This window comes from Amycolatopsis sp. NPDC005003 (genome assembly GCF_053600695.1).
In genome coordinates, this window is sequence record NZ_JBSGAI010000113.1 from 1 (window position 1) to 1,355 (window position 1,355).

Genomic DNA, 1,355 nt, shown 5'->3' on the forward strand with positions numbered 1-1,355 from the left:
TTGACCGCGTCCTCCTGCCCGATGATGCGCTTGTGGAGCTCGTCCTCCATCCGCAGCAGCCGGGTGGTCTCCTCCTCGGTCAGCTTGAACACCGGAATGCCGGTCCAGTTGGCCAGCACCTCCGCGATCTGCTCGTCATCGACCTCGGCGACCACATCGAGGTCGCCGTCCTTCCACTGCTTCTCCCGCTCACCCTTCTGACCGAGCAGGGTCTTCTCCTCATCCCGCAGGCGAGCGGCCCGCTCGAAGTCCTGCGCGTCGATCGCGGACTCCTTGTCCCGGCGCACGTTCGCGATCTTCTCGTCGAACTCCCGCAGATCCGGCGGCGCGGTCATCCGCCGGATCCGCATCCGCGCGCCGGCCTCGTCGATCAGGTCGATCGCCTTGTCCGGCAGGAACCGGTCGTTGATGTACCGGTCGGCCAGGGTCGCGGCGGCGACCAGCGCCGAATCGGTGATCGAAACGCGGTGGTGCGCCTCGTACCGGTCGCGCAGGCCCTTGAGGATCTCGATCGTGTGCTCCAGCGACGGCTCACCGACCTGGATCGGCTGGAACCGCCGCTCCAACGCGGCGTCCTTCTCGATGTACTTGCGGTACTCCTCGAGCGTGGTCGCGCCGATCGTCTGCAGCTCACCACGGGCCAGCATCGGCTTCAGAATGCTCGCCGCGTCGATCGCGCCCTCGGCGGCCCCCGCCCCGACGAGCGTGTGCAGCTCGTCGATGAACAGGATGATGTCGCCGCGGGTCTTGATCTCCTTGAGGACCTTCTTCAGGCGCTCTTCGAAGTCACCGCGGTAGCGGGAGCCGGCGACCAGGGAACCCAGGTCGAGGGTGTAGAGCTGCTTGTCCTTGAGCGTCTCGGGCACCTCGCCCTTGACGATGCTCTGCGCCAGCCCCTCGACGACGGCGGTCTTGCCGACGCCGGGCTCGCCGATGAGCACCGGGTTGTTCTTGGTCCGGCGGGACAGCACCTGCATGACCCGCTCGATCTCCTTGCCGCGCCCGATGACCGGGTCGAGCTTGCCCTCACGGGCCAGCACCGTCATGTTGCGGCCGAACTGATCCAGCACCAGCGACGACGACGGGGTGCCCTCACCACGACCGCCGGAACCGGTTTCGGTGGACTCCTTGCCCTGATAACCCGACAGCAGCTGCAGCACCTGCTGACGGACCCGGTTCAGGTCCGCACCCAGCTTGACCAGCACCTGCGCGGCGACGCCCTCGCCCTCACGGATCAGGCCCAGCAGGATGTGCTCGGTACCGATGTAGTTGTGGCCCAGCTGCAGCGCCTCCCGCAGCGACAGCTCCAGCACCTTCTTCGCCCGCGGCGTGAACGGAATGTGCCCGCTCGGCGC

General features: G+C 67.5%; 1 protein-coding gene. It reads right to left on the minus strand.

Features of this window, described 5'->3' with window-relative positions:
* The coding region (locus tag ACWED2_RS48285) for a Clp protease N-terminal domain-containing protein (protein WP_449697234.1) at positions 1-1,355 on the minus strand (1,355 nt) is incomplete at both ends.